The organism is Pseudomonas saudiphocaensis, assembly GCF_000756775.1.
In the GTDB taxonomy this organism is placed as follows: domain Bacteria; phylum Pseudomonadota; class Gammaproteobacteria; order Pseudomonadales; family Pseudomonadaceae; genus Stutzerimonas; species Stutzerimonas saudiphocaensis.
Genome location: NZ_CCSF01000001.1, coordinates 2,932,330 through 2,947,883 on the forward strand (window position 1 = coordinate 2,932,330; position 15,554 = coordinate 2,947,883).

The following is a 15,554-nucleotide window of genomic DNA, read 5'->3' on the forward strand; positions in this document are numbered from 1 at the left end:
CTCCAGCGAGCGGCTCTTCCGTACAGCGGCTAGGCGAAGAGAGTCTCTTCTTCCTCTTCGGGGATTACGTCGGTGACGAACACGCGGGCATGGTCGCTTTGCTCGTCTTCGATACGAAGACCGAAATAGCGTGTGTCGTTGGCATCCCAGAAGGCCTCGATCTGGGACAGCGAGGCATGCCCGAGCAGTACCTGGCCGGTGTGTTCAAGAATGATGGAATAGCGTTTTTCAGCGGGCATCGGAAAGTCATCCTGGCGACGAATAAGGCTGCGTATTAGCCGTAATGTCATTTTGTCACTTTGCTGACGCTGTTTTTCTGCCGTTCATCGAAGCACCATAGGTAGCCGCCGAATGGTCATCGCTGAATTGCGCCATCTCCCGCCGGTCAAAAATCGGGACTGGCGCGACTGGCCAGCAGCAGGGCGCTGGCGTTATGGTCATGACTTTCTCTTTCAGGGACGATCCATGGCCAGCAAATCCAGCACCCCGAACAAGCAGAAATTCCTCGCCGTTCTCATCGACGCCGACAACGCGCCGGCGGCCATTGTCGAAGCTCTGTTCGAGGAAATAGCCAAATACGGCGTGGCCAGCGTCAGGCGCATCTATGGCGACTGGACCAAACCCAACCTTGGCAGCTGGAAGAAGGTGCTGCTCGACCATTCCATCCAGCCGATCCAGCAGTTCGCCTACACCTCGGGCAAGAACTCCACCGACAGCGCGCTGATCATCGATGCCATGGACCTGCTCTACACCCGGCGCTTCGACGGCTTCTGCCTGGTTTCCAGCGACAGCGATTTTACCCGCCTGGCAGCGCGCATCCGCGAGGAGGGCCTGATGGTGTACGGCTTTGGCGAGCAGAAGACGCCTTCTCCGTTCGTCTCGGCTTGCGACAAATTCATCTATACCGAGATCCTCCGCGCCGCCGCCCTGAAGCAGCCGCCAGAAGCGCCGTCTACGGAAAAACTGGCTGCTGCGGCTGCCCAGGTCGAGGAAATCGACAAGCGAGCAGCCAAGCCCGCCGGCAAGGCCGCCATCAACTGCCAACAGGTGCCGGTGGATTTCATCGCCAGAGTGCTCGACGACCTTTCCGAGGAAGATGACTGGATTCAGCTTGGGACGCTTGGACAGAACATCAGCAAATTGCGCCCGGCCTTCGACCCCAGGCTTTACGGCTGCAGGAAGCTCAGCGATCTGATTGCCGCAGAACCCACGCGATTCGATTTGGAGTCGCGCGGCAGCAGCGCCACGGGTGGCCTGGATCTCTACGTGCGGCTGCGCAAGCCGGACAAGCCGGACAAGCCGAGCAAGACAGGCAAGCGCTGAGGCACGCCAAAGTGGTGTTCGTATGTGAAGCAGTGATGACTGTGCCGCTCAGCCCGCCGTCGTGGCGGGCTGAGCGACAGGAGTACAGGGCATTGCGCCCGGCTCGGTTTAGTGCTGATTGTTGGTGATCAGGGTTCCAACGCCGATATCGGTGAAGATTTCCAGCAGCACCGCGTTGGGCACTCGACCATCAATGATATGTGCGCTGTGCACGCCGCCCTGCACGGCTTCCAGGGCGCAGCGGATCTTCGGCAGCATGCCGCCGTAGATGGTGCCGTCGGCGATCAGGTCGTCGACCTGAGCTGTAGACAGGCCGGTCAGGACCTGGCCCTGCTTGTCCATCAAGCCGGCGATGTTGGTCAGCAGCATCAGCTTCTCGGCCTTCAGCGCCTCGGCCACCTTGCCGGCCACCAGGTCGGCGTTGATGTTGTACGACTCGCCGTTCTCGCCGACGCCAATGGGGGCGATGACCGGGATGAAATCGCCGCGCGACAGCATCTCCAGCAGATCGGTGTTGATCCCGGTGACTTCGCCGACATGGCCGATGTCGATGATTTCCGGCTGGGTCATTTCCGGGGTCTTGCGACTGGCCTTGAGCTTCTTGGCCCGGATCAGATTGGCGTCTTTGCCGGTCAGACCGATGGCGTGGCCGCCATGCTGGTTGATCAGATTGACGATGCTCTTGTTGACCTGGCCGCCCAGCACCATTTCCACCACATCCATGGTCTGTGCGTCGGTCACGCGCATGCCGTCGATAAAGTGGCTTTCGATGTTCAGGCGCTTGAGCAGGTCACCGATCTGCGGGCCGCCGCCGTGCACCACCACCGGGTTGATGCCGACCGCCTTCATCAACACGATATCGCGGGCGAAGCCGGTTTTCAGCTCCTCGCTTTCCATGGCGTTGCCGCCGTACTTGATGACCAACGTCTTGCCGACGAAGCGACGGATATAGGGCAGCGCTTCGGACAGGACTTGGGCGAATTGGGTGGCAGCTTCACGGCTGAGGGTCATGCAGGGCTCCGCAAATCAGAACGGCAGTTGGAGATCAGGCGCGACAGTATAAAGCTGGGCGCGGAAGACGTCCTGTATGCGCTTGAGCTCGGCTTCGCTTTCCGCCTCGAAGCGCAGCACCAGTACCGGTGTGGTGTTGGAAGCGCGCACCAGACCCCAGCCTTTCGGATAATCGACGCGCAGGCCGTCAAGGGTGGTGACGCTGGCCTCGCCCCACTGGGCTTCGCGGCCCAAGGCTTCGATGATGGTGAACTTGCTCTCTTCGGTGACCTGGATATTGATCTCCGGAGTCGAGAGATCATTGGGGAAGGCAGAGAACACCTGCTCGGCGCTGCGCTTGTCCTGGCTGAGGATTTCCAGCAGACGTACGGCGCTGTAGATGCCGTCATCGAAGCCGTACCAGCGCTCTTTGAAAAAGATGTGGCCGCTCATTTCGCCCGCCAGCAGGGCACCGGTTTCCTTCATCTTCTTCTTGATCAGCGAATGGCCGGTCTTCCACATCACCGGACGACCGCCGTAGCCGCTGATCAGCGGGGTCAGGCGACGCGTGCATTTGACGTCGAAAATGATGTCGGCACCGGGGTTGCGAGAAACCACGTCCTTGGCGAACAGCATCAGCAGGCGGTCGGGGTAGACCACGGTGCCGGTGTTGGTCACGACGCCGACGCGGTCGCCGTCGCCGTCGAAGGCCAGGCCCAGGTCGGCCTTCTCGGACTTGACCTTGGCGATCAGGTCCTCGAGATTTTCCAGCTTGCCCGGATCGGGGTGATGGTTGGGGAAGTTGCCGTCCACATCGCAGAACAGCGGAATCACCGTGCAGCCCAGGGCTTCGATCAGCTGCGGGGCGATGACGCCAGCGGCGCCGTTGCCGCAGTCGACCACCACCTTCATGGGCTTGGCCAGGGCGATATCATCGCGAATGCGCTTGAAGTAGCTCTCCAGCACCTCGACCTGCTCGGCCTGGCCGACGCCTTCGGCCAGGTCGTTGTTCTCGATGCGCAGGCGCAGGGCCTGAATCTGTTCGTTGGCCAAAGTGTCGCCGGCGATAACGATCTTGAAGCCGTTGTAGTCGGGCGGGTTGTGGCTTCCGGTAAGCATCACGCCGGATTTCCCCGCCAGCACGTTGGCCGCGTAGTAGAGTACCGGGGTCGGCACCATGCCGATATCGCTGACGCTGCAGCCACTGTCCACCAGGCCTTGGATCAGGTGTTCGGCCAGCTCAGGGCCGGACAAGCGACCATCGCGCCCAACCGATACGTTTGGTTCGCCTTTGGCCAGACTTTCAGAACCGACCGCGCGACCCACCCAATAGGCGGTTTCCGGGGTCAGGGTATCGCCGACGACGCCGCGGATGTCGTAAGCGCGGAAGATGCTGGCAGGGAGTTGCGGGGCTTTGGTGCTCATTGCGGTTTCTCGCTCCTTCGTATCGAGACCTAGCCAATCCTGGTCTTCGTCGAGAATGTCGATGTCGAGAATATCGGTGTTCTGAAACAGAGGATCGATGTACTCGGTGGATGGAGCCTGACTCGCAGCCGGCCGCGTCGTGCTGGCGGCCCTGGCTGCGGGCTGTAGTGTCAGGCGGGCCAGGCTTCTGGCCAGCGCATCAAGCGCCGGAAGGCTCAAGGTCGGAGTTTTGATGGCCTTGCCATTGGAGAGTTCCTGCACCATCTGCCCGAGATGTGTGACATCTTCACGCAGCCGCCGCTGCTGCGCGCCCAGCACCAGCTGCAGGCCCAGCAGCAGGCCGCACAGCGCGGCCAGAGCAGCACCCAGTAACAGAACGGGCGACACCTGCATGGCGCCCAGCTGTGGTGCGGGCAGGAAGCTCAGGGTCCAGTTCGGGTTGCCGCTTGGCAGGCTAAGGGCCTGGCTTTCCTGGCCGTTGCCACCGCGCTGCACCAGCAGTTGAGCGGCAGCGTTGCCGAACTGCTGTTGCAGACGCAATTGTCCCGCATCGGCGGGCAGGCTTGGTAGCGCAGCCAGCAGACGCTCAAGACTGGTCACGCGCAGCAGCGTGCCTGCGATTGGCTGCTGGTCATCGGCGCGCAGGGCGGCGGCGCTGTAGACCAGCCAGTGATCACCCACGCGGAACGCCTCGGGCGCCGGAGACTGGCCATTTTCTACCCGCTTGAGCATATCCAGCGCGGCGAAATTCAACGGGCCGGGGCGCTCGGTGTTCTGACGAGCCTGACCACGACGATTGAGGTGGGCGTCGACTACGCCTGGGCTGTCGGTCAATGCCTGCTCGGCAGCGCGCAGCTGTTCGGGCTGCCCGCTGCCCAGGGCTTCGAGGAGCTGCGGATCAGCGGCAGCGCTGCGGGTGTCGGCAGCCAGCTGTCTCAGCGCCTGCTGGAGGGCCGACGCCTGGCTCTGGCCCCAGGCTTGGGCCAGTTGCGCGGCCTGCTGTTGCTGACCAGCCTGGTAGGTGAGCCAGAGCAGCGCGGAGGCTACGGCGAGCCCGGTCAGGCCCGCCAGCAGTCCAGGCGTCAGTGCGCTTAGCCCCTGGGGGCGACGGGTGGAGGGTTTGGCGGTGGCGGCGGGGTTGAGTACGCCGGTGTCCTTGGCGGTGCGCTTGAAGAGTTTCATGGAGCTCCTCGGTCGTCCTGGATGAGGTGTCTCAGTGGCTGCCGGAATGACCGAAGCCGCCAGCGCCTCGTTCGCTGTTGTCGAATTCGCTGACCAGTTCGAACTGCGCCTGGATCACCGGCACCAGCACCAGCTGAGCGATCCGCTCGCCGACGGCGATGTTGAACGCGCTTTGGCCGCGGTTCCAGCAGGACACCATAAGCTCGCCCTGGTAATCCGAATCGATCAGGCCGACCAGGTTGCCCAGTACGATGCCGTGCTTGTGGCCCAGCCCGGAGCGCGGCAGCACCAGCGCCGCCAGGCCCGGATCGGCGATATGGATCGACAGCCCGGTGGGGATCAGCAGGGTCTGGCCCGGTTCCAGCGTGGCGTCGGCCTGCAGCATGGCGCGCAGGTCGAGTCCGGCGGAACCGCGGGTGGCGTAGGCGGGCAGGGGGAAATCCTGGCCGAGGCGGGGGTCTAGAATTTTTGCCTGGAGCTTGTGCATGGTGGGTCAGGCCTGTCGGTAACGGTCGGCGATAAAGGCGATCAACTGGCGGGCAATATGCCCCTTGCTGGCCTGGCTGAAGCGGGTTTCACGCTGCTGGCGGTCGATGACGGTGACCGCGTTTTCCTCGCTATTGAAGCCGATTCCGGGGTTGGCAACGTCGTTGGCGACGATCAGATCGAGGTTCTTGTCGCGCAGCTTGCGTGTGGCGTACTCCAGCAGATTTTCAGTTTCGGCGGCAAAGCCGACGCTGAACGGGCGGTCTTCGCGCCCGGCCAGGGTGGCGAGAATATCGGGATTGCGCACCATCTGCAGGAGCAGGCCTTCACCGCTGGTGGGGTCTTTCTTCAATTTGTGCGGTGCGACTACTTCCGGACGGTAATCGGCGACTGCAGCGGCAGCGATAAGCAGGTCGCAGGGCATCGCCGCTTCGCAGGCAGCGAGCATGTCGCGGGCGCTTACCACGTCGATGCGCTGCACGCGGTCAGGCGTCGGCAGGAACACCGGCCCGGAAACCAGGGTCACGCGGGCACCGGCCTCGACAGCCGCTTCGGCCAGGGCGAAGCCCATCTTGCCGGAGCTGTGGTTGGTGATATAGCGCACCGGATCGATGTTTTCCTGAGTCGGGCCGGCGGTAATCAGCAAATGCAGGCCGGTGAGCAGACCGGTGTCGAAACAGTCGGCGGCGGCGTGGGCCAGCTCGTCGGCTTCGAGCATACGGCCCATACCGATGTCGCCGCAGGCCTGGCTGCCTGAGCCGGGCCCGAACAGGCGGATGCCGCGCTGCTCCAGCAACTGGCGATTGGCCTGGGTCGCCGGGTCGGCCCACATGGCCTGATTCATTGCTGGCGCCAGGGCGATGGGAGCGTTGGTAGCCAGCACCACGGTGGTCAGCAGATCGTTGGCCACGCCCTGCGCCAGACGCGCCATCAGGTCGGCGGTGGCCGGCGCGATCAATACCAGATCGGCCCAGCGCGCCAGTTCGATATGGCCCATCGCAGCTTCTGCCGCCGTATCGAGCAGGTCGAGATGGACCGGGTGACCGGAAAGCGCCTGCAGGGTAAGTGGAGTGATGAATTCGCGACCGCCACTGGTCATCACGACCCGGACTTCCGCGCCCTGATCACGGAGCCGGCGTACCAGCTCGGCACTTTTGTAGGCGGCGATCCCGCCACCCACGCCAAGGACGATGCGTTTACGATAAAGCCGCTGCATAGGCCTGCCTTGTTACGCTGTGAACTGGTTCCGGCAAGCGCCGGAGACTGGGGATAAAAGGTCGACACGATATCACAGCGCCCACAGGGAATAGGGCACTTCTAAAACCTTGGCGAGGCAACCAGCGCAAGGCGAAACAGCACGGTCTACCCGTTGTAAATGTGCCTGTTTTCAACACCGCGATGGCGAGGCAGACGGTTTCAGAGTGCTCAATCGGCGCGCCTGCTCACAGGGAGGAAACATGAGCATTCGTGACTGGCCAGCGGCGGAGCGACCGCGAGAAAAGCTTCTGGAGCAGGGCGCAGCGGCCTTGTCCGATGCGGAATTGCTGGCGATCTTTCTACGCACCGGCGTTACCGGCAAAAGCGCAGTGGATCTGGCGCGCCAGCTGCTCAGCGAGTTCGGCAGTTTGCGCGCATTGTTGGAAAGCGATCTGGAACAGTTCAGCAGCCATCTGGGCCTCGGCCCTGCCAAGTTCGCCCAGCTGCAAGCAGTGCTCGAGATGGGGCGGCGCCATTTGGCCGAGCGCATCCGTCGCGACTCGGCGCTGGAAAGCCCGCAGGCGGTGCGCGATTACCTCAAAGCACGCTTGCGTCACGAGCCCCACGAACTGTTTGCCTGTCTCTTCCTCGACTCCAAACACCGGGTCCTAGCCTTCGAAGTGCTGTTTCACGGCACCATCGACGGCGCCAGCGTTTACCCCCGGCAGGTGGTCAAGCGGGCGCTGGCGCAGAACGCGGCGGCGGTGATCCTCACCCACAACCATCCCTCGGGGGTGGCCGAACCGAGCCAGGCGGATCGACAACTGACGCGAAAACTGACTGACGCGCTGGCGCTGATCGATGTGCGCGTGCTCGATCACTTCATTGTCGGCGATGGTGAGCCCTTATCCATGGCCGAGCGCGGCTGGATGTAGAAACCGGAGTCAAGTTCAAGCCTTTGCGAAGGGTGCCGTTAAGCTGGTGGTGGGAATGACGGCCTAATGCTACCAAGGCAAGGCTGTTCAATTCCGGCGTGGATGAGTACAAGGGATTTCGCAACCCATTAAAAGAAGAGGCCTTTATGAGCCCGGCTTTCCGCCTTCACCCAAAGGTCTGCCTGCTGCATGCGGTGACCTTGCTGGGGTTATTGATGCTTCATGTCTGGTTGGAGCTGTCGCTCCAATTCCTGGTCCCCCTGTTGCTGCTGGTCGGCCTCTGGCCCTGGCTGGTGCCCTGGGGCGCCTCAGGGGACGACAAGCTGGAGGCTGCGGCCGAAGGTCAGGGCTTTGCCGAAATGAGCAAGAGCCTCTCGCGGCACACCTGCCACAACGCTTTGGCGGCTGCGCAGGTGTCCTACAGCGCCGAGCAGCTGGCCGTGCGGCTGCACTCGCAGCTGGCAGCGATCAGCGAGATTGCCAACGGCGCCGAGGCGATGACCGCCACCGAACAGGACAGTGCCGACCGCGCCAAGCAGGCCTTGGAAGCCGCCGAGAGGGTGCGCAAAAGCAGTGACGATGGGCGCGCCGCGTTGCAACAGGCCATCGAGCGCATGCAGCAGCTCAGCGCACAGACCGAGTCCAGCCGCGAGTTGCTGGACGGGCTTTCGTCACGTACCGAGGAAATCCGGCAGATCACCGACGTAATCCAGTCCATTGCCAGCCAGACCAACCTGCTCGCGCTCAACGCCGCCATTGAGGCGGCCCGCGCGGGTGAGAGCGGGCGAGGCTTCGCGGTGGTAGCCGACGAGGTGCGCAACCTTGCCGGACGTACCAGCAGCGCCACCGAAGAGGTCGGGCGAATGGTCAGCGATATCCGTGCCCAGAGCGAGGCGGTGGTCAGCCACATCCAGAAGCAGGCCAGTGAACTCGATGAAGCGGCCGCGCAGGTCGCCGGCACTGGCGGTCAGTTGACCGAAATCGCCGAGCTGGCCGTCAGCGTGGAAACCCAGGTGGCGGAAATCACGGCAGGTACCAGCAGTAACCATGAACGCCTTGCGCACCTGTTTACCGCGTTGGATCAGCTGCGCGCCGATGCTCTCGACAGCGAGAAGCAGACCAGCCAGTTGGAACAGGCGTCGGAGAAGCTTGTGGGCCAGGCCGAGGCGGTCAGCGAGCAGCTTGCTGAAGTGCAGCTGGACGACTATCACCAACGTATCTTCGATCTGGCCCGCGAGGGGGCGAATGCCATCAGTGAGCGCTTCGAGGCGGATCTGGCGGCCGGCCGGCTGACGGTCGATGATCTCTTCGATCGGGACTACAAGGCGCAGCCGGGAACCGACCCGATACGCTACAGCACCCGTTTCGATCGCTATGCCGACGAGGTGCTGCCGGCAATCCAGGAGCCGCTGCTGGATCGCAACGATGCCCTGGTCTATGCCATCGCCATTACACCGGACGGCTATGTGCCAACGCATAACCGCGCCTTCAACCACCCGCCTGTGGGTGATCCGGTTATAGACAGGGCCAAGAGCCGCAGCAAGCGGCTGTTCAACGATCGTACCGGCGGGCGCTGCGGCAGCCACCAGCGCAAGGTGCTATTGCAGACCTACAGCCGTGACACCGGCGAGCTGATGCATGACCTGTCGGTGCCGATCATGGTCCGCGGCCGCCACTGGGGCGGCCTGCGACTGGGATATCGCCCCGAGCCGTAAGGCCGGGGCACGACAGGTCGTGTGAAAACGCAGCCTGGCCGAGCGCTTTAGTTTTCACACGGCCTGACAGCCCCGCGTTTCAGGGCTCCAGATCCATCCACTGATTACTGAGGTTGCGCGCGTGCAGATCGACCATGATCGGCGCGAACGGGCGACCGGAAGCGGTATTGAAACTGTTGTTGCCGCTGTTCATGTCTTCCAGCGCTCTCTTGAGAAAGCCCCAGCGGGTTTTCAACTTGGCCACGGCGGCGGGGTTGGTACTGCTATCCAGACTGTTGATCTGCGCGTCGATGGCGGGTACCAGCCTGCGTTCGTCCTGCCCCAGATAGGTGTCCGGTTGCTCGCGAGCGGTCTCGAAGGAGCCGACGTAGGCGCGGCTCAGGTATTGCACGGCCAGATATTCGACCTTGGCCGGCAGTTCGGCCTGGATATCGGTTCCCTGCTGGCTGCGCACAGCGCTCAGGAAGTCACGTAGGGCCTTGCTCATCTGCAGCGTCCAACCCCAGGGCACATCGTCTTCCTCGTAGCCGAAACCGGCACCTTCGCGCAGTGTGTCTTGCAGTACCTGGTGCAGCTCGCGCAGCTCGTTGTTTGTGCCGGGGTGGCTGCTCAGGGAGGCGTTCAAGGCAGAAAGATCGCCCTCCAGGCGTTTGAGGTGAGCTTGCTGGAAACCCTCGCCACGATAGAGCAGCAGGCTGCTGGTCGCCCGACTGGCATAGACCTGCATGCTCTCCAGAGCAGCGAAATTCTGGGCGTGAGCTGGGTTGTTTAGAGTTGGCAGCCAGCCGATCAGCAGAGCCAGTAGCCAAATGCGTTTGGATGGATGCATCGTCGCTCTCCTTTTTTATTCTTATTTTCCGCTATGGAAAATTGCCTTCGCTGGCATTTTTAAAGCTACCGCGCAGAGCTGCTTGCGGCTAATGCTTATGGGTGCGGCCCGACGGCGAACGCGGCAGTGATGCACTGCTTCTGGGCTTTCAGCAGCCTGTTTGGCAGGTGCCAGCTAAGTGGCGCTGCACGATAGACTAGTCCGGCGGATGGCATTTTAGTGTCACCCCAGGTGATGATTTGGACGTTTACGTCAGTTTGATCCGCAAGCTTGGCCGGTATGCCATAAGGTCCCGGTATGGTGGCTGCCGCCCCGCGGCAGACAGCGCGCTAGAGCATGCGCTCCAAACCGATTACCCGGCTTAGCCAGGCATTGAAACGACGCCAGGCGCCACCGGGCTCACGAGTGAGAACTCTCTGTTGCCCTTCATCTTCGGCGATCCAGATCATCCGCTTGCCGCCTTCATGCTCAACCAGGCGAACCTCGTAGCTCAGCGTAGGTGAGGTACCTTCGAGTGTCAGGCGATGAACTTCGCTGGCCAGTTCCGGGCTGTCGATCAGTACGCCGACCTCGGTATTCCATAGTATTGAACGCGGGTCGAGATTCAGCGAGCCGAGGAAGACCTTCCGCTGGTCGATCACCACGGCCTTGCTGTGCAGGCTGGATTCGGATTCGCCCGTGATGTTGATCGAGGTGTCCTGATCTGGTTGCCGGCGCAGTTCGAACAGCTTCACGCCGGCTTCCAGCAGCTGCTCGCGGTACGGCGCGTAACCGCCATGCACCACTGGGACGTCGGTGGCTTCCAGGGAGTTGGTCAGAATGCGGATGGTCACCCCTTCCTCGGCGTGCCGGCTAAGGAAGGAGACGCCGTCTGCGGTCGGCACGAAATAGGCCGAAATCAGCGTCATCTCTTCCTTTACCGCGTTCAGGCTGGGCTGCAACTGGGTGGTCAGCAGCAGATGGTCGTCGGGAATGCCCGAGGCCTCGATCTTGTCGGGGTGGTCCCAAAGTGCTGCGCCGGGTGCCCAGATCAGCTCTTCAAGCCATTGCCCTAGCAGCGGCTCCTGCAGATCGAGCATCAGTCGCTGGTAGCGCGGTGTTTCCATGCGTTGCTCGGTATGCAGGTACGACACGATCTGCTCGCGGGCCTCGCTCAGTTCCGCCGTCGTTGGCGGGCTGTGGAGAAACTGCCGGATGGGCACGCTCAGCGAATGGTTCCAGTACTGGTTGAAACTGTTGGCCAGCTGTTCGGCGACCGGGCCGGCGCTGAGCAGATCGAGATCGGTGAAGTTGAGCCCCTTGTCGATCTCGAAATACTCATCGCCCAGATTGCGTCCGCCGACAATCGCCAGGCTGCTGTCGGCCACTATCAGCTTGTTGTGCATGCGTCGATGCTGGCGGGACAGGTGCAGCAGGCGGCCTAGGGAGCGCGTGACGAAATTGCTACGGCCCAGGTGCAGCGGATTGAAGACATGAATGGCGATGTTCGGGTGCGCGGCGAGGATCGCGATCTGGTAGTCGTTACCGTCGCTGGTGGTGTCGTCGAGCAGAATCCGCACGCGTACGCCGCGATCGGCTGCATGCAGAAGCTCGCCGACCAGAGCGCGGGTGCTGAGGCCGTCGTGGACGATGTAATACTGCACGTCGAGGCTGACTTCGGCGTGGCGAATCATCTTCATCCGTGCGGCAAAGGCTTCGCTACTCGATGACAGCAGACGAAAGCCTGAATATCCCACGGGCTGGGTAGCGACAATGGCCTCGACCCGTTGTGTCAGTTCGGACGAGTGGTTGGGCAGTGAGGGCGAATGGCTTTGTGGTGAAGCTTGGCCGATACAGCCGGCGAGCAGCAGCATTGCCGCCATCAGCAGGCAGATGTACAGATTGGCAGATGCCAAGAGGGGTGGCGAATGTGGCGCGCCATCCGGGCTGTGCCTGGGTGATTGCACATGGTGCGTGTTGACTGTGATGTTCAACGGCCTGTCAGTCCCTTGGAATACCTTCACGATTGGACGCCAGCGAAGCGGCGGAATTCAGAACTGGTCCTTGAGTCGGTACCAGAGCATACCCAATGCCAGCAGCGGTGAGCGCAGCATGCGGCCGCCGGGAAAGGTCGGGTGTGGTACTCGGGCAAACAGATCGAAGCGGCCTTCGAGCTGGCCACTGATGGCTTCACCGAGTAGGCGCGCGGCCAGATGCGTGGCGTTTAGGCCATGGCCGGCGTAGGCCTGCGCATAATAGACATTGGGATGGTCAGGCAGGCGACCGATCTGCGGCAGGCGGTTCGCGCCGATGCCAATCATGCCGCCCCACTGATAGTCGATGTTGACGCCCGCCAGGTGTGGGAACACCTCCAGCATCTTGGGTCGCATATACGCGGCGATGTCGCTGGGGTCGCGCCCGGAGTAGTGACAGGCGCCGCCGAACAGCAGCCGGCGGTCCGCCGAGAGGCGAAAGTAATCCAGCGCCACACGCTGATCGCAGACGGCACTGTTCTGCGGCAGCAGCTCCCGGCAAAGCGGTTCGGGCAGCGGCTCGGTGGCGATGATATAGCTGCCGGCCGGTAGCACCTTGCCCGCAAGTTGTGGGTGCAACTGGCCAAGGTAGGCATTGCAGGCCAGTACCAGTTGCTTGGCGCGCACGCTGCCGGTTGCGGTGCGCACGCGAATTTCCGCGCCGTAGTCGATCTGCTCGGCCGCAGAGTATTCGTACAGCCGTGCGCCCAGCGCCTGCGCCGCTGCCGCCTCGCCCAGCGCCAGGTTGAGCGGATGCAGATGGCCCGAGCCTGCGTCCAGCAGACCACCCAGATAGCGATCCGAGCCGATCACTTGGTGCAGGTCGGCCTTGGCCACTTGCCGCAATGGGTGCGGATAGCCCAGGCGCTGGAGGTCCGCGTATTCCTCTGCGAAATTGCTCAAGTGCCTGGGTTTGGTTGCAAGATCGCAATAGCCCCAGGTCAGGTCGCAATCGATGCGGTGGCGCTCGATGCGCTGGCGGACGATGTCCACCGCCTCAAAGCCCATGCGTTTGAGTTCATCCACGCCGGCTTCGCCGATCAGCGGGGCGAACTGCTCGACGTCATGTCCCACGCCGCGAATCAGCTGGCCGCCGTTGCGACCGCTGGCGCCCCAGGCGATGCGACGCGCCTCCAGCAGCACCACCGAGAGGCCGCGCTCGGCCAGTTCGATGGCGGTATTGAGCCCGGTGAAGCCGCCGCCGACGATGCAGACATCGGCTGTCTGCTCACCTTCCAGGCGAGGCAGATCGAGCTGTCGGTTGGCACTGGCAGCGTAATAGGACGCTGCGTGGTCTGGTCCATGAACGGCGGCTTGGCGAGCACGCATGGATGGCTCCTGAAGTGAATGACCTGGGAAGAGTAGATCGGCAGCCAATTGCGGAGCAAAGAGCCTGCCATATGGGCGGTCGGGCCGGAGGTTACTCAGGCACTGGCAGCGCCAGCGACTCCTTTACCTCTTCCATGACGATATAGCTTTTGGACTCACGTACATGGGGCAGCTTGAGCAGGATGTCGCCGAGCAGCTTGCGATACGAGGCCATTTCCGAAATACGGGCCTTCACCAGATAGTCGAAGTCTCCGGAAACCAGATGGCATTCCAGTACATGGGGCAGCTTGAGCACCGCGCGGCGGAAGTCATCAAAGGTGTCGCCGGATTTGTAGTCCAGGCTGATCTCTACGAACACCAGCAGATTGGCGCGCAACAGCTGCGGGTTGAGTCGGGCGTGGTAGCCGAGGATGACTCCGTCGCGCTCCAGACGGCGCACCCGCTCGGTGCATGGAGTGGTCGACAGGTTGACCCGTTCGCCCAGTTCTGTGAAGGAGATCCGCCCTTCCTGCTGCAGGATGCGCAGGATGCTGCGGTCCATTCGGTCCAATTCGCGGCGGTTTTTTGACTGGCCGGTCATGGTGGATGTAACTCCTGTAAAAGGATTTTTGCCGAGAATTTTTAGCAAGAATAACGCGATAATCAGTGAATAACACTGCTCTGAGCGCCTTACACTCCCCTCCAACAATAAATGGTTGCATCCGGGCGTGCCGGATGGAGGGCAAAGATTCATGCGAGTTCTGATCCTGGGTAGCGGTGTAATCGGTACCGCCAGTGCGTATTACCTGGCGCGTGCGGGGTTCGAGGTCGTCGTCGTTGATCGTCAGCCAGCCGTGGCCATGGAAACCAGCTTCGCCAACGCCGGCCAGGTCTCACCGGGCTATGCGTCGCCCTGGGCCGCGCCGGGAGTCCCGCTGAAGGCGATGAAGTGGCTGCTGCAACGCCACGCTCCGCTGGCGATCAAGCTCACCGGCAATATCGACCAGTACCTGTGGATGGCGCAGATGCTGCGCAACTGCACCTCTAGCCGCTACGCGGTGAACAAGGAACGCATGGTGCGCCTGTCCGAGTACAGCCGCGACTGCCTGGACGAGCTGCGCGCTGAAACCGGCATCAGCTACGAAGGCCGCCAGCGCGGCACTACCCAACTGTTCCGCACCCAGGCGCAGGTTGATGCAGCCGCCAAGGACATCGCCGTACTGAAAGCTTCCGGCGTGCCGTTCGAGCTGCTCGATCGCGACGCCATCGCTCGCGTCGAGCCGGCCCTGGCCAGCGTCAAGCACAAGCTGGCGGGCGCGCTGCATCTGCCCAACGACCAGACCGGCGACTGCTTTATGTTCACCAACCGCCTGGCCGAGATGGCCCGCGAACTGGGCGTCGAGTTCCGCTTCGGCTGCAACATCGAGCGTCTGGAAAACGACGGCGAGCGTATCGCTGGCGTCTGGATCGACGGTGAGCTGGAACGCGCCGACCAGTACGTACTGGCGCTGGGCAGCTATTCGCCGCAGATGCTCAAGCCGCTGGGCATCAAGGCCCCGATCTATCCGCTGAAGGGCTACTCGCTGACGGTTCCCATCGCCAATGCCGAGATGGCGCCCAACTCGACGATTCTCGACGAGACCTACAAGGTAGCCATTACCCGCTTCGACAACCGCATCCGCGTTGGCGGCATGGCCGAGATCGCCGGGCATGACCTGTCGCTCGATCCGCGTCGCCGCGAGACACTGGAGATGGTCGTCGGTGACCTCTATCCCCAGGGCGGCGATCCGACCACCGGCGAGTTCTGGACCGGTCTGCGGCCTGCCACGCCGGACGGCACGCCGATCATCGGCGCCACGCGGTACCGCAACCTGTTCCTCAATACAGGCCATGGCACGCTGGGTTGGACCATGGCTTGCGGCTCAGGTAGCCTGCTCGCCGATCTGATCGCCAAGAAGCGCCCACAGATCAGCGCCCAGGGTCTCGACATCTCCCGCTACGACCGTAGCAGCGAGGCCAGTGGCGCCAGGCAGCCAGCGTCTGCCCACTGATTGACCTAATTCAATCCTGTGAACTCATGTTCGGGCAAAGGCTCGCGTTGCGAGCTTTTGTTCGGCTGTTGGAGAAGAAATCAGCGAGCCGGAGTTGCTCA

At 62.5% G+C, this 15,554-nt stretch carries 13 protein-coding genes; 4 read left to right on the forward strand and 9 right to left on the reverse strand.

The window, feature by feature from the left end; genetic code table 11:
* Nucleotides 1-29 precede the first annotated feature (29 nt).
* Nucleotides 30-239, reverse strand: a complete 210-nt coding sequence (locus tag BN1079_RS13580) for a hypothetical protein (protein ID WP_037025271.1) — start codon at nucleotides 237-239, stop codon at nucleotides 30-32.
* A gap of 226 nt (nucleotides 240-465) precedes the next feature.
* On the opposite strand from BN1079_RS13580, the gene BN1079_RS13585 reads away from it, so the two are divergent.
* A complete protein-coding gene (locus tag BN1079_RS13585; RefSeq protein WP_037026968.1) occupies nucleotides 466-1,323 on the forward strand; it encodes an NYN domain-containing protein in 858 nt (285 codons plus the stop codon).
* Nucleotides 1,324-1,431: 108 nt separating this feature from the next.
* Here BN1079_RS13585 and argB read toward each other — a convergent pair whose 3' ends face one another.
* The 4 genes from argB to coaBC all read right to left on the reverse strand — a co-directional run bounded on the left by argB (nucleotide 1,432) and on the right by coaBC (nucleotide 6,622).
* The gene (gene argB, locus BN1079_RS13590; RefSeq protein ID WP_037025272.1) at nucleotides 1,432-2,334 is read right to left on the reverse strand and encodes an acetylglutamate kinase; all 903 of its coding nucleotides are present in this window, start codon (nucleotides 2,332-2,334) and stop codon (nucleotides 1,432-1,434) included.
* A gap of 15 nt (nucleotides 2,335-2,349) precedes the next feature.
* On the reverse strand, nucleotides 2,350-3,738 hold the full coding sequence (gene algC, locus BN1079_RS17760; RefSeq protein WP_197538861.1) for a phosphomannomutase/phosphoglucomutase: 1,389 nt from the start codon (nucleotides 3,736-3,738) through the stop codon (nucleotides 2,350-2,352).
* A 1,213-nt stretch (nucleotides 3,739-4,951) separates the two neighbouring features.
* Nucleotides 4,952-5,407 (reverse strand): dUTP diphosphatase, encoded by a 456-nt coding sequence (dut, locus tag BN1079_RS13600; RefSeq protein WP_037025276.1) that lies wholly within the window; start codon nucleotides 5,405-5,407, stop codon nucleotides 4,952-4,954.
* A gap of 6 nt (nucleotides 5,408-5,413) precedes the next feature.
* Nucleotides 5,414-6,622, reverse strand: coding sequence for a bifunctional phosphopantothenoylcysteine decarboxylase/phosphopantothenate--cysteine ligase CoaBC (gene coaBC / locus BN1079_RS13605; protein WP_037025278.1), 1,209 nt, complete (start codon nucleotides 6,620-6,622; stop codon nucleotides 5,414-5,416).
* Nucleotides 6,623-6,863: 241 nt separating this feature from the next.
* Here coaBC and radC point away from each other — a divergent pair, with 241 nt between their 5' ends.
* Both radC and BN1079_RS13615 read left to right on the forward strand, forming a co-directional pair.
* Nucleotides 6,864-7,538, forward strand: a complete 675-nt coding sequence (gene radC / locus BN1079_RS13610; protein WP_037025279.1) for a RadC family protein — start codon at nucleotides 6,864-6,866, stop codon at nucleotides 7,536-7,538.
* Nucleotides 7,539-8,035: 497 nt separating this feature from the next.
* Nucleotides 8,036-9,253 (forward strand): methyl-accepting chemotaxis protein, encoded by a 1,218-nt coding sequence (locus BN1079_RS13615; protein WP_414860269.1) that lies wholly within the window; start codon nucleotides 8,036-8,038, stop codon nucleotides 9,251-9,253.
* 79 nt (nucleotides 9,254-9,332) lie between these two features.
* Here the strand turns inward: BN1079_RS13615 and BN1079_RS13620 are convergent, their stop codons facing one another.
* The 4 genes from BN1079_RS13620 to BN1079_RS13635 form a co-directional block, all read right to left on the reverse strand.
* Entirely contained in the window at nucleotides 9,333-10,082 is a 750-nt protein-coding gene (locus BN1079_RS13620) for a hypothetical protein (RefSeq protein WP_037025283.1), read from the reverse strand.
* Between the two features lie 329 nt (nucleotides 10,083-10,411).
* Nucleotides 10,412-11,944, reverse strand: coding sequence for a phospholipase D family protein (locus BN1079_RS13625; RefSeq protein WP_037026972.1), 1,533 nt, complete (start codon nucleotides 11,942-11,944; stop codon nucleotides 10,412-10,414).
* Between the two features lie 168 nt (nucleotides 11,945-12,112).
* The gene (locus BN1079_RS13630) at nucleotides 12,113-13,423 is read right to left on the reverse strand and encodes an NAD(P)/FAD-dependent oxidoreductase (protein ID WP_037025286.1); all 1,311 of its coding nucleotides are present in this window, start codon (nucleotides 13,421-13,423) and stop codon (nucleotides 12,113-12,115) included.
* A gap of 91 nt (nucleotides 13,424-13,514) precedes the next feature.
* Entirely contained in the window at nucleotides 13,515-14,003 is a 489-nt protein-coding gene (locus tag BN1079_RS13635) for an Lrp/AsnC ligand binding domain-containing protein (RefSeq protein WP_037025288.1), read from the reverse strand.
* A gap of 151 nt (nucleotides 14,004-14,154) precedes the next feature.
* Here BN1079_RS13635 and dadA point away from each other — a divergent pair, with 151 nt between their 5' ends.
* Nucleotides 14,155-15,453 carry a D-amino acid dehydrogenase gene (dadA, locus tag BN1079_RS13640; protein WP_037025291.1) on the forward strand — a complete coding sequence of 433 codons (1,299 nt, stop codon included), beginning with the start codon at nucleotides 14,155-14,157 and terminating at the stop codon, nucleotides 15,451-15,453.
* Nucleotides 15,454-15,554: the final 101 nt, after the last annotated feature.